This window comes from Pseudomonas sp. PDM27 (assembly GCF_019219205.1).
GTDB classification, from domain to species: domain Bacteria; phylum Pseudomonadota; class Gammaproteobacteria; order Pseudomonadales; family Pseudomonadaceae; genus Aquipseudomonas; species Aquipseudomonas laurylsulfatiphila.
This window is the reverse complement of record NZ_JAHUWF010000003.1, coordinates 428,487-448,378: the sequence shown is the minus strand read 5'-3', so window position 1 is coordinate 448,378 and position 19,892 is coordinate 428,487. Positions and strand designations below refer to the sequence as shown.

The window sequence follows — 19,892 nt, the reverse complement described above, 5'->3', positions numbered from 1 at the left end:
GTGTGCCGCCATGCGTCCTGCCCGTGCCCTGATCGACCTTCAAGCCCTGCGCAACAACTACCGAATCGCCCGTGAGCTCACGGGGGCCAAAGCCCTCGCGGTGATCAAGGCCGATGCCTATGGCCATGGCGCGGTGCGTTGCGCCCAGGCGCTGGAAGCCGAGGCGGACGGGTTTGCCGTGGCCTGCATCGAAGAGGCGCTGGAGCTGCGGGCGGCGGGCATTCGTGCGCCGGTCCTGCTGCTGGAAGGTTTTTTTGAAGCCGATGAGCTGGCGCTGATCGTCGAGCATGATTTCTGGTGCGTGGTGCATTCGCTGTGGCAACTCGAAGCCATCGAGAAAGCGGCGTTGAGCAAGCCGATCACCGTGTGGCTGAAGCTCGATTCGGGCATGCACCGCGTGGGGCTGCACCCGGCGGATTATCAGGCGGCCTATCAACGGCTGCTGGCCAGCGGCAAGGTCGCGAAGATAGTGCTGATGAGCCACTTTGCGCGTGCCGATGAACTGCACGAACAGGCCAGTGCCGATCAGGTGGCGGTATTTGAAGCGGCGCGCAAGGGCTTGTCCGCCGAGGTCAGCCTGCGCAACTCGCCGGCGGTGCTTGGTTGGCCGCAGATTCCGAGCGATTGGGTACGTCCCGGCATCATGCTCTATGGCGCCACGCCGTTCGAAGAGGCCAATGAAGTGGCATCACGCCTGCAACCCGTGATGACCCTTGAGTCGAAAGTCATCAGTGTCCGCGAACTGCCGGCTGGCGAGCCAGTCGGTTACGGCGCCAGGTTCATAACGCCCAAACCGATGCGCATTGGTGTGGTGGCCATGGGGTACGCCGACGGCTACCCGCGTCTGGCACCGACAGGCACCCCCGTGCTGGTTGCCGGGCAGCGCAGCCAGTTGATCGGCCGGGTGTCGATGGACATGCTCTGCATCGACCTGACCGATGTGCCGCAGGCCGGTCTCGGTTCGACCGTCGAATTGTGGGGCAAAAACATCCTCGCCAGCGACGTGGCCATGGCCGCTGGTACGATTCCGTACCAGATTTTCTGCAACCTGCGCCGGGTGCCACTGCTCTATTCCGGGGCTTAGTGCGCAAGGCTCCAGACCGGAAGTCGCCTCGCTGAGCAGGATTCAGGTCAAGGTGTTGTAAATACTGAACGCTGTCGCCATGATAACGTCCACTATTCCAACAATTTTGAATCCTGGAGGCGCAAGCTTTGGACGTCGGTGAACGACTGCAATCCATCCGTAGGCTCAAAGGCCTTTCCCAGCGTGAGCTCGCCAAACGGGCGGGTGTCACCAACAGCACCATTTCGATGATCGAAAAGAACAGCGTGAGCCCTTCGATCAGTTCGTTGCGCAAGGTGTTGGGCGGGATTCCCATGTCCATGGTCGAGTTCTTTTCCGAAGAAATACTGCAGGAAAAGCCGACCCAGATCGTCTACAAGGCCAACGAGCTGATCGATATTTCCGATGGCGCCGTGACCATGAAACTGGTCGGCCGGGCCCACCCGAGCCGGGCTATCGCATTCCTCAATGAAATCTATCCGCCAGGCGCCGACACCGGTGACGAGATGCTTACCCATGAGGGTGAGGAAACCGGCATCCTGGTCGAAGGAAAACTGGAACTGGTGGTCGGTCTCGAAACTTTTGTCCTCGAAGCCGGTGATAGCTACTACTTTGAAAGTACCAAGCCACACCGTTTCCGGAATCCGTTCGATGCGCCTGCGCGACTAATCAGCGCAGCCACGCCGGCGAATTTCTAAGAAAAGAGGCGTCCTGCCAGCATCGCAGAGGCGCCCGGGCCGTTTTTCCGCCGCAGCCTAAGACCCTTGCGACTTTGGGGTTGTTTCAGTGCGGCGGGCTTACCGCTATACTTGCGCCCGCCTGCGAACCGTGGCCGTAGGCGTGACTAGCCACCATTGAGGGTGAACGCGTGAACCTAATTATGAAAATGCTGGCTGCACCAGCAACCGTACTGGCCCTATGGGCTGTCAGTGTCAGCGCTCAGGCTGCGACCAACGACGATATCGCCAAACGCCTTGAGCCAGTCGGCCAGGTCTGTGTTCAGGGTAAAGAGTGCAAGGGCATGGAAGTGGCCGCTTCCGCCGGCGGCGGGGGTGGTGCAAAAACTCCGGATGAAGTGATTGCAAAACATTGCAACGCTTGCCACGGTTCAGGCCTGTTGGGCGCACCGAAAATCGGTGATGCTGCCGCTTGGGGCGAGCGCGCCAAGAAAGAAGGTGGTGTTGACGGCCTGCTTGCCAAAGCGATCTCCGGTATCAACGCGATGCCGCCAAAAGGCACCTGCGCCGATTGCGCAGACGCTGACCTCAAAGGCGCCATCCAGAAGATGTCCGGCTTGAAGTAAGCGCCAGATCTTCCGCAAAAAAACCGTCTTCGGACGGTTTTTTTGTGCCCCCAATCCCTGTGGGAGCGAGCTTGCTCGCGATGAATTCGAAGGCGCCGTGGGGTGTCAGGCTCGCCGCGTTATCGTTGACGACCATCGCGAGCGAGCTCGCTCCTACAAGGTTTTGTGTCGGTCGATTGGCCCATACAGGCTGTTCATTGCAGCAAAGACCCGGCAAGCTCGGTCCAGGCCCAAGTCATGGAACGTGAGGGAGGATCCGATGGTTCAGCTGTGCTCTATCGAACAGGCAGTCGATGACGTCCTGGCAAGGTTGCCGGCGCATATCCACATGGGCTTGCCTCTGGGGTTGGGTAAACCCAATCACTTCGTCAACGCGTTGTATCGACGAATCGCACAGTTGCCCGAGCGGCGGCTGACGATCTACACCGCGTTGTGCCTGGGCCGCCCGCCCTTGGGTGACGGATTGCAAAAGCGCTTCCTCGAACCCTTTGTCGAACGGGTTTTCGGCGATTATCCGGAGCTGGATTTCCTCGCCGACCTGCGTCGCGATCAGCTCCCGGGCAACATCCACATCCAGCAGTTTTTCATGCAGCCCGGCAGCCTGCTCAACAGTGCCACGGCGCAGCAGGATTACGTCAGCAGCAACTACAGCCATGCGGCGCGGGACATCAACGCCGCCGGGTTGAACCTGGTGGCGCAACTGGTGGCCAGCCATGCCGAGCATCCCGACCGCTTGAGCCTGAGCTGCAACCCCGACATCACCCTCGACCTGTTGCCGATGATCGCCAAGCGCCGCGCCGCCGGAGAAACCATCCTGATGGTCGGCCAGGTGCACAACGATCTGCCTTACATGCCCGGCGATGCGGAGCTCGGCATCGACACCTTCGACCTGCTGATCGATGAGAAAGACCACACCACGCTGTTTTCCACGCCGAACATGCCGGTGGGGTGCCAGGACCATTTCATCGGCTTGCATGCCAGCACCCTGGTGCGCGACGGCGGTACGTTGCAGATCGGCATCGGCTCCATGGGCGATGCGCTGACGGCGGCGCTACTGGCGCGGCAAGCGGACAACGACGCTTACAAGGCGTTGCTGGCCGACGTAAACCTGAGCCACTGGGCGCAACTGATCGAGCGCGAGGGCGGTATCGAACCGTTTGCCAAAGGCCTGTATGGCTGTAGCGAAATGTTCGTCAACGGCTTGTTGGTACTGGCTGATGCCGGGATCGTGCGGCGCAAGGTTTATCCGGACGTGGCGACCCAGCAGCAAGCGAATGCCGGCAGCCTCGACGAGGCTGCGCAAACCGATGGCATCTCGGTGCACGGCGGTTTCTTCCTCGGTCCGCGCAGCTACTACGAACGCTTGCGCGAGTTGCCACAAAACAAGCGGCTCGAATTCAACATGACCCGCATCAGCTACATCAACGAGCTCTACGGGCAGGAAGAACTCAAGCGCTTGCAGCGCCTGGATGCGCGGTTCATCAACACCGCGTTCACCGTGACCTTGCTGGGTGCCGCGGTGGCGGATCAGCTCGAAGACGGACGTGTGCTCAGCGGCGTAGGCGGGCAATACAACTTCGTGGTTCAGGGCCATGCGTTGCAGGGGGCGCGCTCGGTGCTGCTGCTGCGCAGCTGGCGTGAGTCTGGCGGCGACGTCAGCTCGAACATCGTTTGGGAGTATGGCCACTGCACGATTCCCCGGCACTTGCGGGACATGGTGGTCACCGAATATGGCATTGCCGATCTTCGTGGCAAAACCGATGCGGCAGTGATCGAGGCCTTGCTCAATATCAGCGACTCGCGTTTTCAGTCGGGATTGATTGAGCAGGCGCAGAAGGTCGGCAAATTGCCCAAGGACTTCCGACTAGAGCCGCGCTTTACCGATAACACTCCGCAGCGGTTGCAGGAGATCCAGGCGCGGCATCCGCGGCTATTCCCAGAGTATCCGCTGGGGTGTGATTTCACCGAGGTCGAGCGAGATGTGTTGCGGGCGCTGAACTGGCTCAAGAGCAAGTTCAAGCTGAGCGAGGTGCTGGAGTTGGGCAAGGCAGCGCTGGATGCGCCGGAGGCAGCAGCGTTCCCGGAGCATCTGGAACGCATGCAGCTGGCCAATCCGGAGGGGCTGAAGGAGGATTTGTATCAGCGGTTGCTGCTGGCTGGCCTGAAAGCCACTGCGTAATAACAGCCAACATAAATCAAATGTGGGAGCGGGCTTGCTCGCGAAGGCGGTGTATCAGTCAAAAATCAGTCGACTGACACACCGCCTTCGCGAGCAAGCCCGCTCCCACAGGGGGAATTGCGGTGTGGCGGCTTACTCGATAAAGGTCACGACACCATCGGCCAGCGACTTCACACGGGCCAACGACTCCACGCGATAACCCTGCGAATCCAGCTCCGCACGGCCGCCCTGGAACGACTTCTCGATCACGATGCCCAGGCCCGCCACGGTCGCGCCGGCCTGCTTGATGATCGAAATCAGCGCCTGGGACGCCTTACCGTTGGCCAAAAAGTCATCGATGATCAGCACGCGGTCACTGCTGGTCAGGTGGCGCGGGGAGATCGCCACGGTGCTTTCGGTCTGCTTGGTGAACGAGTACACGGTCGCCGACAGCAGGTTTTCGGTCAGGGTCAGGGACTGGTGCTTGCGGGCGAAGATCACCGGCACGCCGAGGTTCAGGCCGGTCATGATCGCCGGGGCGATGCCCGAGGCTTCGATGGTGACGATCTTGGTGATGCCCGAGTCCTTGAACAGCGTGGCGAATTCGTCGCCGATCAGCTTCATCAGGGCCGGGTCGATCTGGTGGTTCAGAAAGGCGTCGACCTTCAGGACCTGGTCGGAAAGCACAATGCCTTGTTCGCGAATTTTCTGGTGCAGGGCTTCCATGAAGCTGTCCTCTTTTGGCGCCTGTGCGCCGAAGGTCATATAAAAGTGGTCAATTCTAGCGCTTTAACATCGCGCGTATATCTGCCAATGCGTTGTTGCCCCGCACGGCTTTGACTTCGGTCGGTGTGTCGTCGTTGCCTTCCCAGGCCAGATCGTCCGGTGGCAGCTCATCGAGGAAGCGGCTCGGCGCGCAATCGATGATCTCGCCGTACTGCTTGCGCTTGGCGGCGAAGGTGAAGGCCAGGGTCTGGCGCGCGCGGGTAATGCCCACGTAGGCCAGGCGACGTTCTTCTTCGATGGTGTCGGCCTCGATACTGGAACGGTGCGGGAGGATTTCCTCCTCCATGCCCATGATGAACACGTAGGGGAATTCCAGGCCCTTGGACGCATGCAAGGTCATCATCTGCACGCCTTCGGCACCGTCTTCCTCTTCCTGCTGACGCTCGAGCATGTCACGCAGGACGAGTTTGCCGATGGCGTCCTCGACGGTCATTTCGCCTTCTTCGTCTTTTTCCAGGGTGTTCTTCAGCGCCTCGATCAGGAACCACACGTTACCCATGCGGTAATCGGCGGCCTTGTCGCTGGAGCTGTTGGTGCGCAGCCAGTTCTCGTAGTCGATGTCCATGACCATGCTGCGCAGGGCGGAGATCGGGTCTTCACCAGCGCACTGCTCGCGAACCCTGTCCATGAAGCGCTTGAAGCGCGACAGGCGATCGGTGAAGCGGCTGTCCAGATGCTCGCCCAGGCCGATTTCGTCGGTGGCGGCGTACATCGAGATCTTGCGCTCGGTGGCATAGTTGCCGAGCTTCTCCAGCGTGGTCGAGCCGATCTCGCGGCGCGGCACGTTGATTACCCGCAGGAAGGCGTTGTCGTCATCCGGGTTCACGATCAGGCGGAAGTAGGCCATCAGGTCCTTCACTTCCTGACGGCCGAAAAAGCTGTTGCCGCCGGACAGGCGATACGGCACCTGGTGGTGCTGCAATTTCAGCTCGATCAGCTTGGCCTGGTAGTTGCCGCGATAGAGGATCGCGAAATCACTGTACGGACGGTCGGTGCGCAAGTGCAGGCTGAGGATTTCCATGGCCACACGCTCGGCCTCGGCGTCCTCGTTGCGGCAGCGGATCACACGGATCTCGTCGCCGTGCCCCATTTCACTCCACAGCTGCTTTTCGAATTCGTGGGGGTTGTTCGAGATCAGCACGTTGGCGCAGCGCAGGATGCGGCTGGTGGAGCGGTAGTTCTGCTCCAGCATCACCACTTTCAAGGACGGGTAGTCCTCCTTGAGCAGCATCAGGTTTTCCGGGCGGGCACCGCGCCAGGCGTAGATCGACTGGTCGTCGTCGCCCACCACGGTGAACTGGTTGCGTTTGCCGATGAGCATTTTCACCAGCAAATACTGGCTGGCGTTGGTGTCCTGGTATTCGTCGACCAGCAGGTAGCGCACCTTGTTCTGCCACTTTTCCAGGATGTCGGCGTGTTCTTCGAACAGCTTCACCGGCAGCAGGATCAGGTCGTCGAAGTCCACTGCGTTGAACGCCTTGAGCGTGCGCTGGTAGTGGGTGTAGACGATGGCGGCGGTCTGCTCCTTGGGGTTGCGCGCGTTTTCCAGGGCCTGGGCCGGCAGGATCAGGTCGTTTTTCCAGGCGCCGATCATGTTCTTGATCTCGTCGACACCGTCGTCGCCCGAGTATTCCTTCTGCATGATGTCGGTCATCAGGGCTTTGACGTCGGTCTCGTCGAAGATCGAGAAGCCCGGTTTGTAGCCCAGCCGCACGTGTTCCTTGCGGATGATGTTCAGGCCCAGGTTGTGGAAGGTGCAGACCGTCAGCCCGCGACCTTCACCGGCACGCAGCAGGGTGCCGACCCGTTCCTTCATCTCGCGGGCGGCCTTGTTGGTAAAGGTCATGGCGACGATGTACTGGGCGCGGATGCCGCAGCTCTGGATCAGGTGCGCGATTTTGCGCGTGATCACACTGGTCTTGCCGGAGCCTGCACCGGCGAGCACCAAAAGAGGGCCGCCGACGTAGCTCACGGCTTCTTGCTGCCGGGGATTGAGTCGGGACATAGGTAAATTCAGGAGTCAGTCACGAAATGGGCCGGCATTTTAACAGGCTCAGCGAATTGTGCTGCTCTGTCCGACTTGTGACGTACCGCGCTATCTGCAATTGCCGGTTTTGTTACTTTCACGCAGGATGCGCAACGAATTTGCGGCTAATGTTCGTAATTCCAGATACAAAGGGCTCGTTTTGATAACTGATGTCATTGTCATTGGTCATCGGGACGGCATAATGCCCGTCGCCTACATCTTTGCAGAGTCTAGGGAGCTAGCTTGTCTACGCCTGTCGAACCCTTGCGTTTGCTGCTACTGGCCGAAGAGCCAGCGTGGGCAGCGTTGTTGCGCGAGTGTCTGGCTCCGATGGGGAGCTCGGCCGTGCTCATCAGCGCGCCGAGTTGGGAGTCGGTCAGCAGCCTGTTCGATGACAACCGCAGCGCGGTGTTATTGACCATCCCGCAACTTCAACCGGCGCCGGGCCGTTGCAGCCTGCCGACGGTGTTGCTGCTCGACCATGAGCCGCTGACCCCGCCCGACGGTGTAAGCGACTGGCTGGTGCGCGATCATCTCGATCCGGGCATGTTGCGCCGTTGCCTGCGCCATGTGCGCGAACGTGGCGTGCTGGAAAACACTCTGCAACGCCTGGCCGAGCAAGATCCGCTCACCGGCATCGCCAACCGCCAGGGCTTTCAGACCCTGTTGACGGCGCGGCTGGCGGAAAACGACGGTCGCGGCCTGGCTCTCGGTCATCTCGACCTCGACAATTTCCGTTACGCCAACGACGCCCTCGGCCATCAGGCCGGTGACCGCCTGATCCTGCAAGTGGTGGCGCGGCTCAAGAGTCAGCTTGAAGCCGGCGATCAACTCGCGCGCCTGGGCAGTGATGAATTCGCGCTGCTGATCGACACCCGTCGCGCACCCCAGCGTGCCGAGTGGATGGCCGAGCGCATCAGCGAAGCGCTGGCCGAGCCCTATTGGATCGACGGCGAAAGCCTGTTGATCGGCTCCAGCCTGGGCATTGCCCACGCCCGGGCCCAGGCTGGTGCGGACCCGCTGATGTGGCACGCGCACATTGCCATGCAGCAGGCCAAAAGCACCCAAGGCTGCACCTTTCACATTTTCAACGAACGCATCAATCGCAATGCCCGCAGCATCGCCGACCTCGAAACCGAACTGCGCCGGGCACTGCGCCGCGATGAGCTGGAACTGCACTACCAGCCACGGCTGAACCTTGAAGACGGACAGATCGTCGGCCTCGAAGCGTTGGTGCGCTGGCGCCATGCCGAGCGCGGCTTGCTGCCACCGAGCGAATTCGTGCCGCTGGCCGAGCAAAGCGGCCTGATCGTGCCGCTGGGCTACTGGGTGATTTCCCGGGCCTTGCGCGACATGCAGGCGCTGCTTGAGCTGGGTTTGCCGCCGTTGCACATGGCGATCAACCTGTCGTTCCGGCAGTTCCAGGACAGCCAGTTGCTCTCGACCCTGAGCCGCTTGATTGCCGAGCGCGGCGTCGAGGCGCAGTGGCTGGAGTTCGAACTGACCGAAACCGCCGTGATGCGCCGCAGCGACCTGGTCAAGCAGACCATGGACGCACTCGGGCGCCTCGGTGTGCGCTTCTCCCTCGACGACTTTGGCACCGGCTTCTCGTCGTTCGTGCACCTCAACAGCCTGCCGATCACTTTGCTGAAGATCGACAAGAGCTTTGTCGGTGGTATGGAGCAGCGTGAGGAAAACCGCAATCTGGTCCACGCGATGATCAACCTGGCGCACAACCTCAACCTTGAAGTGGTCGCCGAAGGTGTGGAGACACCGGAGCAGCTGGATCTGTTGCGCGGGTTCGAGTGCGATCAGGTGCAGGGGTATCTGATCAGCAGGCCATTGCCGTTGGCCGAGCTGGTGGAATATCTGATGTTTGGCTCCAGCCAGCAGCCGCCACTGGAAGTCGTAAGCTGATCACGAGTAATTGGTTGCCACCGAACCCTGTAGGAGCGAGCTTGCTCGCGATGGTCGTCAACGATAACGCTGGTTGGCAGGTGCCCCGCGGCGTTCTCGGGTTTATCGCGAGCGGGCTCGCTCCTACAAGGGATCTCAGTCAGGCTGAGCGACTTCGAAGCGCTGCTCTGACGTCGTTTCGCGTTTGATCATCCGCTTCATCTTCCACTCAAACCCCAGCGTCAGGCTCACCGCCGCACACGCCAGCCCCAACGCCAGGCCCCACCAGACACCCGTTGGCCCCCAGTCCAGGTGGAACGCCATCCACCACGCCGCCGGAGCGCCAATCAGCCAATAGCAACCCAAACCCACCAGGAACGTGGTCTTGGCATCCTTGAGCCCGCGAATGCAGCCCATGGCGATGGTTTGCGTGCCGTCGAACAGCTCGAACCATGCCGCCACCGCCAGCAGGCTCACGGCGAGGTTGATGACATCGCGGAACGCCGGGTCGTTGTGGTCGAGAAACAGACCGACCAACTGATTCGGCAACAGCCAGAAGACCATGGCGAAACACAGCATCGCCGCCGCCCCGAACGCAATGCCGACCCGTCCGGCCAGCCGCGCATCCAGCAGTTGCCCGGCGCCGTAGTGCTGACCGATGCGCATGGTGATCGCATAGGAAATCCCCGCCGGCACCATGAACGCCACCGAAACGATTTGCAGGGCGATCTGGTGTGCACCCAGTTGCGTACTGCCCATGGTGCCCATGCACAGCGCGGCGAAGGCAAACAGCCCGACTTCCACCGCGTAGGTGCCGCCAATCGGCAGGCCCAGACGCCACAACTCCTTCAGGTACTGGCGATTCAGCCGCGACAGGCCCTGGCGCAGCGGATAGGCCTCATAAGCCGGATGCCGACGAATGTGCCACGCCAGTGCCAGGGCCATCAGGTTGGCGACAATCGCCGTGACCAGTCCGATGCCCATCAGCCCCAGCTTCGGCAGGCCGAACATGCCGGTAATCAGCGCGTAGTTGAGCAGGAAGTTGGCCACGGTTCCGCCCAGGCTGATCACCATCACCGGTGTCGCGCGGCCAATGGCGCTGGTGAACCCGCGCAGGGCCATGAAGCTCAGGTAGCCGGGCAGGGCGAACGGCAGGAAGATCAAAAACTGCCCGGCCATCTGGACATTGCTTTCGGTCTGGCCGAACAGCAGCAGTACCGGTTTGAGGTTCCACAGCAGCAAACCGGCGACCAGCGCCATCAGCCATGCCAGCCACAACCCGGCCTGGGTCAGCCGGGTCGCCCCGAGAATGTCGCCAGCCCCCTGACGGATCGCCACCAGTGTGCCGACGGCAGCAATCACGCCGATGCAGAAAATCGACACGAACGAATAGGTCGCCGCGCCGAGCCCGCCACCGGCCAGTGCCTCGGGACTCAGGCGCGCCATCATCAGGGTGTCGGTGAGGACCATCAGCATGTGCGCCAACTGCGAGGCAATCAGCGGCCCCGCCAGCCGCAGGATGGCCCAGAGTTCAGTACGTGCTGGATGCTGCATGGTCATCACGCTCGATTCTGGAAGTGGACAGGAAAGCGTCGATTCTCGGCGCTCTGCGGCGTTTGCACAAAGGGATAAAAAGGATGGGTAGCATGATTCAAACTCATGCTGGATAGTTTCTGCTAGGGTATCCCAAAACCGCTGTAGGAGCTTTCCTGATGTCGCGTCGTCTTCCTCCCTTGTATGCCCTGCGCGCATTTGAAGCGGCGGCGCGACACACGTCGTTTACCCGGGCCGCGGAAGAGCTGTCGATTACTCAAAGTGCGGTCAGCCGGCACATTCGTACGCTCGAAGAGCATTTTGCCTGCCGCTTGTTTCACCGCAGTGGCCGCAACCTGCAACTGACCGAGTCGGCCCGTTTGCTGTTGCCGGGTATTCGCGAGGGCTTCACCGCCCTGGAGCGCGCCTGCAATACCTTGCGCGCCGAAGACGACATCCTGCGCATGAAAGCCCCGTCGACCCTGACCATGCGCTGGTTGCTGGCGCGCCTCAGTCGCTTCCGCCATCTGCAACCGGGAAACGAAGTGCAGCTGACCAGTGCGTGGATGGACGTCGATTCCGTGGATTTCAACGACGAGCCGTTCGACTGTGCGGTGCTGTTAAGCAACGGACATTTCCCTCCGGACTGGGAGGCGAGTTACCTGTTCCCCGAGGAGTTGATCCCGGTCGGCGCGCCCAACCTGCGAGGCGACCAACCCTGGGATGTCGAGCGCCTGAGCAACACCGAGTTGCTGCACCCGACGCCGGACCGCCGCGACTGGCGCAACTGGCTGGAGCGCATGGGCTTGGCCGAACAGGTGTCGCTCAAGGGCGGGCAGGTGTTCGATACCCTGGAACTGGGCATGATCGCCGCTGCGCGAGGCTATGGCGTGTCCATGGGCGATCTGCTGATGGTCGCGGAGGACGTGGCGCAGGGCCGCTTGAGCCTGCCGTGGCCGACAGCGGTGGCCAGCGGCTTGTGTTACTACCTCGTGTGGCCGAAAACCCGTCCCGGCGGCGAACGCATGCGCCGGCTCAGCGACTTTCTGCAAAACGAAGTCCGGTCCATGGAATTGCCGGATGTCGTGCACTTGAGTTGAACGATGTCTCCGCTTTCTCCCCTCATCGCCGTCCCCTGTGGGAGCGAGCCTGCTCGCGAAGGGCGCGCCTCGGTTTCAGCACTCACTGAGTCGCCGGCCGATACTGCAACGCCTCCGCCAAATGCTCACGGCTGATCGCATCAACCTGTTCCAGATCCGCCAGCGTCCGCGCCACCTTGAGCAAACGGTGCGCCGAACGCAGTGACAGGGTCAGTCGTTCACAGGCGGATTCCAGCCAGTGCTCATCGGCTGTGGATAACTCGCAGTGCCGGCGCAGACCCGGCAGATCGAGAAACGCATTGGCACAACCCTGGCGGTTCTGCTGGCGCTCACGAGCCTCGGCGACAAGCACCGCAGCACTGGCGCTGTTCTCGCCTGGCTTCACTTTGGGATTCAACGCCGTGGCTTCCCGGGCGACAGTCAGATGCAGGTCGATGCGATCGAGCAGCGGCCCCGACAGCTTGTTGCGATAACGCTGCACCATGTCCGGCGTGCAGGAGCAGCGCCCGCTTGGCTCGCCAAGATATCCACAGGGACACGGATTCATCGCCGCCACCAACTGGAAGCGTGCCGGAAAGCGCACGCGATCTTTCGCCCGCGAGATGACGATATGCCCGGATTCCATCGGCTCCCTCAGGACTTCCAAGACTCTGCGTTCAAACTCGGGAAGCTCATCAAGAAACAGGACGCCGTGGTGGGCGAGGGTAATTTCACCCGGCTGCGGTTTCGAACCGCCACCCACTAAGGCGGGGCCAGAGGCGGAGTGATGGGGCTGGCGAAAGGGGCGCTGTGGCCAGTGACGCAAGGGCACACAACTGGTGACCGATTGAATCGCCGCCACTTCCAGCGCCTCGCTTTCGGTCAGCGGCGGCAGCAGCCCTGGCAGGCGACTCGCCAGCAAGGTTTTTCCGGTTCCGGGGGGACCACTGAGCAACAGGTTGTGAGCGCCTGCAGCCGCAATCAGCAGCGCACGCTTGGCCGCCAGCTGCCCTTGTACTTCATTCAGGTCGGGATAAGGTTTGCTGGCGCAGAGCAGTCCATCGGAAGCGTAAGGCTCGATCGGTGTATGCCCGTTGAAATGCGCGACGGCCTCCAGCAAATGGTCAACAGCAATCACTTTCAGTCCCGACGCCAGGCACGCTTCCTCAGCGTTCGCCCGTGGCACCATCAGCCAGCGCCCGGCCTTGCGCGCCGCCAACGCCGCCGGCAACACCCCTCGAACTGCCCGTACCGCACCGGACAGGGCCAACTCCCCCAAACACTCCACGTCATCCAGTGTCAGCGTCGGCACCTGCACGCTGGCCGAGAGAATCCCCAGGGCAATCGCCAGATCGAACCGCCCGCCATCCTTGGGCAAATCCGCCGGCGCCAGATTCAACGTGATCCGCCGCGCCGGAAATTGCAGCCCCGAATTGATGATCGCACTGCGCACCCGGTCCTTGCTTTCCTTCACCGCCGCTTCGGGCAGGCCGACCATGGTCAGGGATGGCAGGCCGTTGGCCAGATGAACTTCTACGGTGACGGCGGGTGCCTCCACGCCGATCTGGGCGCGGCTGTGGACGATGGAGAGGGACATGGGCGTTCCTTGAGTTGAAGAGCACCGCTTCCTGCGGGTTTTTGAAGGGTAGTCGTGGGAGGGCGTTGCGGTGTGGGGGCTGGGGCGGCAAACATTCACCGGATGTTGCGAGACCGACAGTCACCACCCTGTGGCGAGGGCGCTTGCTCCCGTTGGACGGCGTAGCCGTCCCTCTTTTGGGGCCGCTTCGCGACCCAATGGGAGCAAGCTCCCTCGCCACAGGTCATTCACCGCTCGGTCTGTTTCTGCACAGGGTGGGTGCCACATGAGTGACTTCTTTGGGCTCAGCGCGGTTGCAGTACCCGCGAAGCTCGCCTCCACCACGGCTCGCTCACCGCATGCTGTGGTCGTTCGTGGTCAGGCAGCATCTGCGGAACATCCTGCAACCGAATCCACGGCTGGTTATTCCAGTGCAGCAGGCTCAACGACATTTCCGGCCAGTTGAGCAGGCTCAGTTGTGGGCGTTCGGTTGTGGTGGGGTGTTGGGCGTCTCGCAGGGCGGGGACGACTTCGTGGGTGAGCCATTCACGCAAGGCTCGGTATTCGGGGCAGTAGTGGTAGACGAGCATGGCGTAGACACCGGATTCGCTGATCAGCAGGGTGTTTTCGATGTGACCGTGGATGAGGGTTTTGGTGGTTTGGTATTGGTCGGGATCGAGTTTTCGGAGTTGGCGGTCGTTGAGATGGATGCGCAGTAATCGGCCGAGGTCGCGGGCGCTGAACCAGGGTTGGTTTTGCAGGAGGAGGGCGTGGAGGTGGAGTTTGTGGCGGGTGAAGATATGAGGTGTTAGATAGTTTTCGTCCATGTTGTAGTACCCAAATTCGCATGAAGGACACTGCCGCTTATCGTCGCCAAACAATAAGGGTGGCAGCTGTGCGCGGGTTGGCGAACCGGTGCATGCGAAAAACCGGCAGACCCGAAGGTCTCCCACGCCCAGCCGCCATAATTCGAAAGGGAAAATGCCCGATATCGAACGTGGTCACTGTGCGTCACATGCTATTCAGGTCGCCAAACCCAGTGCTGAACATTCAGCGGGGATGAGCTTAGAGACCGGATACCTGGCGACGCAATCGGACGGCGGTGTGATGTTTGTAGGACGTTGCCGGGATTTTTGCGGGGCTTGGGATCAAAAGATCGCAGCCTTCGGCAGCTCCTACAGGGGGCTGTGTTTCAAAGCGGGATTGATGGGTTACTCGGTTGGCGGGTTGAGCTTCGCTTCCATCTCCGCGACCTTCGTTTCAAGAGCTTCCAGTCGCGCCCGCGTGCGCGCCAGTACAACCATCTGGCTATCGAACTCTTCCCGGCTCACCAGATCCAGCTTGCTGAAGCCGCTCTGCAGCAACATTTTGAACTGGCTTTCGATTTCGGCTTTCGGCAGAGGCGTGTCACCGCTGAAGAGGCGGGAGGCGGTGCCGGTCAGGGCGTCGAGGAAGTCTTTTGGCGCGAGCATGGGCAATGTCCTGGAAACAATGACGGGCAGTGTATCACGCAGTGTCTATAGTCATTTGCGCGGGCAAAGGGTGCACGGTTTTCGCGCATCGGGACGGGCGGTGTCGCACCGTTGTTGTGCGTAACGTGCCGGGTGTTGTCGCGAAGTATCCGCTATCCACCGGTAAAGACTTGAAAACAGTCAGTTTTGTGGAGATGGCAAGCTTTCTGCTTAGATGCTGGTGACCCATGCACTGATGCAGTCGCTGTGACGAATGCAGTGCGCCAGGCGAATCACGGGGAGTGCTTCGCAAGGAGCGGTTAGCTGGCGTCGGACGGGCAGGTAAGGCCGACGATGCGTTACAAAGCCAGGCACTGCGCTTAGACTTGAGACGGGTTTGTTTTCCTGGGGCAAGTCCACCAATTCGGGAGAGAGTTTTCATGAAGCTAGTCACTGCCATCATCAAGCCGTTCAAGCTGGACGACGTACGCGAGTCGCTGTCCGAGATCGGCGTGCAGGGCATTACCGTCACTGAAGTCAAAGGCTTTGGCCGGCAGAAGGGGCACACCGAGCTGTATCGCGGCGCGGAATACGTGGTCGATTTCCTGCCCAAGGTGAAGATCGACGTCGCCATCGACGACAAGGATCTGGACCGGGTAATCGAGGCCATCACCAAGGCGGCCAACACCGGCAAGATCGGTGACGGCAAGATCTTCGTGGTCAATCTGGAACAGGCGATTCGCATCCGTACCGGCGAAACCGATACCGACGCAATCTAAGCCGCCACAAACCCAACGCCCCAGGAGAAAACAATATGACTCTGCGTAAATTCGCAGGGCTAGGAGCCCTGTTGTCCATCGTAATGCCCAGCCTTGCTTTGGCGGCAGACGAAGTGGCGGCCCCGGTCCTCAACTCTGGCGACACTGCCTGGATGTTGACCTCTACAGCCTTGGTGCTGTTCATGACCATTCCCGGCCTCGCGCTGTTCTACGGCGGCATGGTCCGGTCGAAAAACATTCTTTCCGTGATGATGCAGTGCTTCGCCATTACCGGTCTGATCAGCGTCCTGTGGGTCATCTATGGCTACAGCATCGCGTTCGACACCACCGGCATGGAGCAGGGCGTCGTCAACTTCAACTCGTTCTTCGGCGGCATGGGCAAGGCATTCCTGGCCGGTGTCACGCCAGCCAGCCTGACCGGTCCTGCGGCGCTGTTCCCTGAAGCGGTGTTCATCACCTTCCAGATGACCTTCGCCATCATCACGCCGGCGCTGATCGTCGGTGCCTTCGCCGAGCGGATGAAGTTCTCCGCGATGCTGGTCTTCATGGGCATCTGGTTCACCCTGGTTTACGCGCCGATTGCGCACATGGTCTGGTCCGGTAACGGCGGCCTGATGTGGGACTGGGGCGTTCTGGACTTCGCCGGCGGCACCGTGGTGCACATCAACGCCGGTGTGGCCGGTCTGGTTGCCTGCCTGGTGCTGGGCAAGCGCAAGGGCTTCCCGACCACGCCGATGGCACCGCACAACCTCGGTTATACCCTGATGGGCGCGGCCATGCTGTGGGTCGGCTGGTTCGGTTTCAACGCCGGTTCCGCCGCTGCGGCCAACGGTACCGCCGGTATGGCGATGCTGGTGACGCAAATCGCGACTGCCGCTGCTGCGCTGGGCTGGATGTTTGCCGAGTGGGTCACCCATGGCAAACCTAGCGCACTGGGCATCGCTTCGGGCGTGGTTGCCGGCCTGGTGGCAATTACCCCGGCTGCCGGCACCGTTGGCCCGATGGGTGCGCTGGTCATCGGTCTGGCGGCTGGCGTGGTGTGCTTCTTCTGCGCGACCACCCTGAAACGCAAGCTCGGCTATGACGATTCCCTGGACGCCTTCGGCGTACACGGTATCGGCGGTATCCTCGGCGCAATCCTGACCGGTGTGTTCGCTGCGCCGTCCCTGGGTGGCTTCGGCACCGTGACCGACATCGCCGCACAAGTGTGGATTCAGTGCAAAGGCGTAGGTTTCACGGTGATCTACACCGCAATCGCCACGTACATCATCCTCAAGGTGCTGGATGCGGTCATGGGTCTGCGCATCAATGAAGAAGAAGAGGCGGTCGGCATCGATCTGGCGCTTCACAACGAACGCGGCTACAACTTGTAAGCACGCGCATAAAAAACTTGCCCGGCTTGCCGGGCATTTTTTTGTCTGAAATTTGTCTTTGCAGGGTGAGCTGAAAGGTTTTTTCCTACAGGTTTTAAGATGTTTACGTCGGGTGTTTTTGTGCGGTCGAAGGCTTACATGATTGAAGGAATATTAGGGCCTTTGTTTTTTCCCAGAGCGCGCTAGAATGCGCCCCGAACGTGCGGAGAACTGTATGTGGCAACAGACTCTGATTACCTTGCGGGCGAGGCCCCGAGGCTTTCACCTGGTAACGGACGAGTTACTCGCCGGCCTGCCTGAACTCAAGGTGTGTCGGGTCGGTCTGTTGCACTTGTGGCTGCAGCATACCTCGGCGTCGTTGACCATCAACGAGAACGCCGATCCGGCGGTACGTCGCGACTTCGAACGGTTTTTCAATCGTCTGATCCCACAAGGAACAGACGGCTATGAGCATAACGACGAAGGCCAGGACGACCTCCCGGCGCACTTCAAGGCCAGCGTGCTTGGCTGTCAGCTCTGTTTGCCGATTTCGGCAGGCCGGCTGGCGTTGGGAACCTGGCAAGGCGTTTACCTGGGCGAGCACCGCGATCATGGCGGTGCCCGTAAAGTCCTCGCCACCGTGCACGGTGAAGAGGCATAACCGCTGGTCAGCAGCGGCTGTTGATTTTTTTCCGGCAGCCTTCGACAGAGGGCAAAGCTGGGCTATAACTAATCTGCTTTTCGCAAGTCATGAGGTAGAACATGAGCGACGATGATCTGGAAAACGACGACCTCGAAGTAGGCGACGACGACGAAACCGAAGAAGGTCTGGAAGCAGCGGCGGAAGACGTCGCTGAAGACGACGGCGGTGATGCGCCGGTTCCGGCCGCCAAAGGCAAGGCCAAGGCAGCGGTATCGGTCGATGAGCTGCCGAGTGTCGAAGCCAAGAACAAGGAACGCGATGCCCTGGCCAAGGCCATGGAAGAGTTCCTTGCGCGTGGTGGCAAGGTGCAGGAAGTGGAGGCCAATGTGGTCGCCGATCCTCCCAAGAAGCCGGATAACAAGTACGGCAGCCGGCCTATCTGAGCCTGCTACCCGCTTGCTGAAAAAGCCCGCCGTCGCTGCGGGCTTTTTCATGCCCGGAACAAAAAATATGAAACCTGTGGTGATCCCTGTGGGAGCGAGCTTGCTCCGGGCGGCGATCCGACGATGGCGGAGTGTCAGGCAACATTATTTTGAATGTTAAGCCCTCATCGCGAGCAAGCTCGCTCCCACAGGTTTCTTCGTCAGGCCGAAGCCTTGTTCCACCGCGCCAACAACGCCGGCAATTCGGTCAGGCTGCAAATCTCGGCATCCGGCAACCGTTCCGCTTCCCAGACCTTGCCCGCCGGGTTGAACCAGATCGCCCGCATCCCCGCTTGTTGCGCACCGGCTATGTCATCGCCCGGATGATCGCCAATATGCACCGCCGTATCAGCCGTCGCGCCGCCGCGTTGCAAGGCTTCATGGAACAGCCGTGCATCAGGTTTGGCGATGCCGATGTCTTCGGCGCACAACGCAAACTTGAAGTAGTCCGCCAGCCCCAGCCGACGCACATCGGCGTTGCCATTGGTGACCACGCCGAGGGCGTAATGGTTGGCCAGCAACTCCAGGGTCGGTTGCACCTCCGGAAATATTTCCAGCTGATGCCGGGCATGCAGAAACACTTCGAAACTCTGATCGGCCAGGTCCGACGCTTCGGCATGGGGATATCCGGCTTCTTCCAGGGCCTGGAACAACACGCGCCGGCGCAAGGCGCTGATGCGGTGCTTGAGGTTCGGCTCGATGCTCAGGATGCGTTCGCGTATGGCCCACAAATGTTCCACCGGCACCGCCCCCAGGTTGGGCGCATGTTCGGTCAGCCATGCACGCAATATGGCTTCGGCGCTGACGATGACGGGTGCGGTGTCCCACAAGGTGTCGTCGAGGTCGAAGGTGATCAACTGAATGCTCATGAATCGTCGCCCTTAATGCGTTTGGCCCGTGGGTGGGCGCTGTCGTAGACCGTGGCCAGGTGCTGGAAGTCCAGATGGGTGTAGATCTGCGTGGTCTTGATGTCCGAGTGTCCGAGCAGTTCCTGCACCGCGCGCAGGTCCTGGGAGGATTCCAGCAAATGGCTGGCGAAGGAGTGCCGCAGCATGTGCGGATGCAGGTTCTGTCCCAGTTCGCGCTCGCCGGCAGCCTTGACCCGCACCTGGATCGTTCGGGGGCCGAGACGTCGACCCTGTTGGCTGACGAACACCGCATCGTCCACCGGGTTGGCCATGGCCCGCAGTGGCAGCCACTGCTCCAGCGCTTCGCGGGCTTTTTTCCCCACCGGCAGCAGGCGGGTCTTGCTGCCTTTGCCGAGCACCTGGACCATGCCGTCGGCGAGGTCGAGTTGATCGAGATTGAGTCCTGTCAGCTCCGACAGCCGCAGCCCGGAAGAGTAGAACAACTCCAGAATCGCCTGGTCCCGACGTGCCAGAAAGTCATCCTCCACACCACCTTCCAGCAGTTGCAGGGCGCGGTCTGTGTCGAGGGTTTTCGGCAGGCGGCGTTCACCTTTCGGCGGCGCCAGGCCATTGGCCGGATCGTGGTCGCACAGGCCTTCGCGATTGAGGTAGTGATAGAGCCCGCGAACGGCCGACAGCAATCGCGCCAGGCTGCGGGACGATTGCCCTTGAGCGTGCAGGCGGGCAATCAGGCTGCGCAGGCGCTGGATGTCCAGCGCCGCCCAACTGCCGATGTTCTGTTTGACGCACCAGCCCAGCACTTTATCGAGGTCGCGGCGGTAGGCTGACAGCGTGTGCGGCGACACCTGCCGCTCACTGCGCAGGTGTTCGCAGTAAGCGTCCAGTTGTCGTTCCAT

Annotated in this window: 18 protein-coding genes; 10 read left to right on the top strand and 8 right to left on the bottom strand. The window is 61.0% G+C overall.

Features of this window, described 5'->3' with window-relative positions; all coding sequences use genetic code 11:
* Nucleotides 1–10 precede the first annotated feature (10 nt).
* The 4 genes from alr to KW838_RS09900 all read left to right on the top strand — a co-directional run bounded on the left by alr (nucleotide 11) and on the right by KW838_RS09900 (nucleotide 4,545).
* Nucleotides 11–1,084 (top strand): alanine racemase, encoded by a 1,074-nt coding sequence (gene alr, locus KW838_RS09915; protein ID WP_218500998.1) that lies wholly within the window; start codon nucleotides 11–13, stop codon nucleotides 1,082–1,084.
* Nucleotides 1,085–1,212: 128 nt separating this feature from the next.
* The gene (locus KW838_RS09910; protein ID WP_007975150.1) at nucleotides 1,213–1,761 is read left to right on the top strand and encodes a cupin domain-containing protein; all 549 of its coding nucleotides are present in this window, start codon (nucleotides 1,213–1,215) and stop codon (nucleotides 1,759–1,761) included.
* A gap of 182 nt (nucleotides 1,762–1,943) precedes the next feature.
* Nucleotides 1,944–2,366, top strand: a complete 423-nt coding sequence (locus tag KW838_RS09905; protein ID WP_102700089.1) for a cytochrome c5 family protein — start codon at nucleotides 1,944–1,946, stop codon at nucleotides 2,364–2,366.
* Between the two features lie 259 nt (nucleotides 2,367–2,625).
* On the top strand, nucleotides 2,626–4,545 hold the full coding sequence (locus KW838_RS09900) for an acetyl-CoA hydrolase/transferase C-terminal domain-containing protein (RefSeq protein ID WP_218500997.1): 1,920 nt from the start codon (nucleotides 2,626–2,628) through the stop codon (nucleotides 4,543–4,545).
* Between the two features lie 132 nt (nucleotides 4,546–4,677).
* Here KW838_RS09900 and KW838_RS09895 read toward each other — a convergent pair whose 3' ends face one another.
* Both KW838_RS09895 and rep read right to left on the bottom strand, forming a co-directional pair.
* Nucleotides 4,678–5,250, bottom strand: a complete 573-nt coding sequence (locus tag KW838_RS09895) for a xanthine phosphoribosyltransferase (RefSeq protein ID WP_007975145.1) — start codon at nucleotides 5,248–5,250, stop codon at nucleotides 4,678–4,680.
* Nucleotides 5,251–5,305: 55 nt separating this feature from the next.
* On the bottom strand, nucleotides 5,306–7,315 hold the full coding sequence (rep, locus tag KW838_RS09890; protein WP_102699679.1) for a DNA helicase Rep: 2,010 nt from the start codon (nucleotides 7,313–7,315) through the stop codon (nucleotides 5,306–5,308).
* Nucleotides 7,316–7,579: 264 nt separating this feature from the next.
* Here rep and KW838_RS09885 point away from each other — a divergent pair, with 264 nt between their 5' ends.
* The gene (locus KW838_RS09885) at nucleotides 7,580–9,253 is read left to right on the top strand and encodes a bifunctional diguanylate cyclase/phosphodiesterase (RefSeq protein WP_218500996.1); all 1,674 of its coding nucleotides are present in this window, start codon (nucleotides 7,580–7,582) and stop codon (nucleotides 9,251–9,253) included.
* A gap of 135 nt (nucleotides 9,254–9,388) precedes the next feature.
* Here KW838_RS09885 and KW838_RS09880 read toward each other — a convergent pair whose 3' ends face one another.
* A complete protein-coding gene (locus KW838_RS09880) occupies nucleotides 9,389–10,786 on the bottom strand; it encodes a NorM family multidrug efflux MATE transporter (protein ID WP_095964442.1) in 1,398 nt (465 codons plus the stop codon).
* 158 nt (nucleotides 10,787–10,944) lie between these two features.
* Between KW838_RS09880 and KW838_RS09875 the strand changes: the two genes are divergently transcribed.
* A complete protein-coding gene (locus KW838_RS09875) occupies nucleotides 10,945–11,865 on the top strand; it encodes a LysR substrate-binding domain-containing protein (RefSeq protein ID WP_015097348.1) in 921 nt (306 codons plus the stop codon).
* Nucleotides 11,866–11,947: 82 nt separating this feature from the next.
* On the opposite strand, the gene KW838_RS09870 is transcribed toward KW838_RS09875, so the two are convergent.
* From KW838_RS09870 to KW838_RS09860, 3 genes are all read right to left on the bottom strand, one after another.
* The gene (locus KW838_RS09870) at nucleotides 11,948–13,441 is read right to left on the bottom strand and encodes a YifB family Mg chelatase-like AAA ATPase (protein WP_102699677.1); all 1,494 of its coding nucleotides are present in this window, start codon (nucleotides 13,439–13,441) and stop codon (nucleotides 11,948–11,950) included.
* 284 nt (nucleotides 13,442–13,725) lie between these two features.
* Nucleotides 13,726–14,247, bottom strand: a complete 522-nt coding sequence (locus KW838_RS09865; RefSeq protein ID WP_218500995.1) for a Bro-N domain-containing protein — start codon at nucleotides 14,245–14,247, stop codon at nucleotides 13,726–13,728.
* Between the two features lie 384 nt (nucleotides 14,248–14,631).
* On the bottom strand, nucleotides 14,632–14,892 hold the full coding sequence (locus KW838_RS09860) for an accessory factor UbiK family protein (RefSeq protein ID WP_007980822.1): 261 nt from the start codon (nucleotides 14,890–14,892) through the stop codon (nucleotides 14,632–14,634).
* 419 nt (nucleotides 14,893–15,311) lie between these two features.
* Between KW838_RS09860 and glnK the strand changes: the two genes are divergently transcribed.
* The 4 genes from glnK (at nucleotide 15,312) to sutA (ending at nucleotide 18,088) form a co-directional block, all read left to right on the top strand.
* The gene (glnK, locus tag KW838_RS09855) at nucleotides 15,312–15,650 is read left to right on the top strand and encodes a P-II family nitrogen regulator (protein WP_002555808.1); all 339 of its coding nucleotides are present in this window, start codon (nucleotides 15,312–15,314) and stop codon (nucleotides 15,648–15,650) included.
* Nucleotides 15,651–15,685: 35 nt separating this feature from the next.
* Nucleotides 15,686–17,023, top strand: a complete 1,338-nt coding sequence (locus KW838_RS09850; RefSeq protein ID WP_007980820.1) for an ammonium transporter — start codon at nucleotides 15,686–15,688, stop codon at nucleotides 17,021–17,023.
* A 214-nt stretch (nucleotides 17,024–17,237) separates the two neighbouring features.
* Nucleotides 17,238–17,663 carry a secondary thiamine-phosphate synthase enzyme YjbQ gene (locus KW838_RS09845; protein ID WP_218500994.1) on the top strand — a complete coding sequence of 142 codons (426 nt, stop codon included), beginning with the start codon at nucleotides 17,238–17,240 and terminating at the stop codon, nucleotides 17,661–17,663.
* Between the two features lie 101 nt (nucleotides 17,664–17,764).
* Nucleotides 17,765–18,088 carry a transcriptional regulator SutA gene (sutA, locus tag KW838_RS09840; protein WP_007989490.1) on the top strand — a complete coding sequence of 108 codons (324 nt, stop codon included), beginning with the start codon at nucleotides 17,765–17,767 and terminating at the stop codon, nucleotides 18,086–18,088.
* 200 nt (nucleotides 18,089–18,288) lie between these two features.
* Here the strand turns inward: sutA and KW838_RS09835 are convergent, their stop codons facing one another.
* Nucleotides 18,289–18,996 (bottom strand): HAD family hydrolase, encoded by a 708-nt coding sequence (locus KW838_RS09835; RefSeq protein ID WP_102699674.1) that lies wholly within the window; start codon nucleotides 18,994–18,996, stop codon nucleotides 18,289–18,291.
* Complete coding sequence (gene xerC / locus KW838_RS09830; RefSeq protein ID WP_102699673.1) at nucleotides 18,993–19,892, bottom strand: tyrosine recombinase XerC; 900 nt, start codon at nucleotides 19,890–19,892, stop codon at nucleotides 18,993–18,995. The genes KW838_RS09835 and xerC overlap by 4 nt, the downstream gene beginning before the upstream one ends.

Bases quoted from the DNA above. Each gene is read 5' to 3' on its own strand.
- glnK (WP_002555808.1), top strand. From the start codon at position 15,312: ATGAAGCTAGTCACTGCCATCATCAAGCCGTTCAAGCTGGACGACGTA.
- alr (WP_218500998.1), top strand. From the start codon at position 11: ATGCGTCCTGCCCGTGCCCTGATCGACCTTCAAGCCCTGCGCAACAAC.
- KW838_RS09850 (WP_007980820.1), top strand. From the start codon at position 15,686: ATGACTCTGCGTAAATTCGCAGGGCTAGGAGCCCTGTTGTCCATCGTA.
- KW838_RS09875 (WP_015097348.1), top strand. From the start codon at position 10,945: ATGTCGCGTCGTCTTCCTCCCTTGTATGCCCTGCGCGCATTTGAAGCG.
- sutA (WP_007989490.1), top strand. From the start codon at position 17,765: ATGAGCGACGATGATCTGGAAAACGACGACCTCGAAGTAGGCGACGAC.
- xerC (WP_102699673.1), bottom strand. From the start codon at position 19,892: ATGGAACGACAACTGGACGCTTACTGCGAACACCTGCGCAGTGAGCGG.
- KW838_RS09835 (WP_102699674.1), bottom strand. From the start codon at position 18,996: ATGAGCATTCAGTTGATCACCTTCGACCTCGACGACACCTTGTGGGAC.
- KW838_RS09845 (WP_218500994.1), top strand. From the start codon at position 17,238: ATGTGGCAACAGACTCTGATTACCTTGCGGGCGAGGCCCCGAGGCTTT.
- KW838_RS09900 (WP_218500997.1), top strand. From the start codon at position 2,626: ATGGTTCAGCTGTGCTCTATCGAACAGGCAGTCGATGACGTCCTGGCA.
- rep (WP_102699679.1), bottom strand. From the start codon at position 7,315: ATGTCCCGACTCAATCCCCGGCAGCAAGAAGCCGTGAGCTACGTCGGC.
- KW838_RS09870 (WP_102699677.1), bottom strand. From the start codon at position 13,441: ATGTCCCTCTCCATCGTCCACAGCCGCGCCCAGATCGGCGTGGAGGCA.
- KW838_RS09905 (WP_102700089.1), top strand. From the start codon at position 1,944: ATGAAAATGCTGGCTGCACCAGCAACCGTACTGGCCCTATGGGCTGTC.
- KW838_RS09880 (WP_095964442.1), bottom strand. From the start codon at position 10,786: ATGCAGCATCCAGCACGTACTGAACTCTGGGCCATCCTGCGGCTGGCG.
- KW838_RS09865 (WP_218500995.1), bottom strand. From the start codon at position 14,247: ATGGACGAAAACTATCTAACACCTCATATCTTCACCCGCCACAAACTC.
- KW838_RS09895 (WP_007975145.1), bottom strand. From the start codon at position 5,250: ATGGAAGCCCTGCACCAGAAAATTCGCGAACAAGGCATTGTGCTTTCC.
- KW838_RS09860 (WP_007980822.1), bottom strand. From the start codon at position 14,892: ATGCTCGCGCCAAAAGACTTCCTCGACGCCCTGACCGGCACCGCCTCC.